This window comes from Pseudomonas sp. 2822-15 (assembly GCF_002742515.1).
Taxonomy (GTDB): domain Bacteria; phylum Pseudomonadota; class Gammaproteobacteria; order Pseudomonadales; family Pseudomonadaceae; genus Aquipseudomonas; species Aquipseudomonas salomonii.
This window is the reverse complement of sequence record NZ_LJRY01000110.1, coordinates 1-300: the sequence shown is the minus strand read 5'-3', so window position 1 is coordinate 300 and position 300 is coordinate 1. Positions and strand designations below refer to the sequence as shown.

1 protein-coding gene is annotated in these 300 nt (G+C 45.3%); it reads left to right on the top strand.

Annotation, left to right across the window (positions count from 1 at the left end):
• Positions 1-53 precede the first annotated feature (53 nt).
• The coding region (locus tag AOA59_RS32785; RefSeq protein WP_218212183.1) for a hypothetical protein at positions 54-300 on the top strand (247 nt) is incomplete at its 3' end.

Here is a 300-nt window from a genome sequence, read left to right as displayed (position 1 = left end):
ATGCAAGGGCGTTCGTGAAAAGGTATGCGGATGCAGTAGGACTGGATTCTGATATGTTGTTTGAAGAGCATCGTGATGAATTACCCCAGTCAAATCGAGATCCTGCAGGACTGCCTCCACGTGTTAATCGTTCTAAACCAAAAATGGTTAAGAAGAGGTCAAAGGTTGCTTCCTTCTTGCCTACAATGGTCGTTGTCTTATTCGTCTTAGCAATTGCTACTGCGTTTTGGGCTTTTAATCTTAATAATAACAACTCGGACGATGGCGTTTCTCGTGAGGAGCAGCAGAGCGGACCAGCAG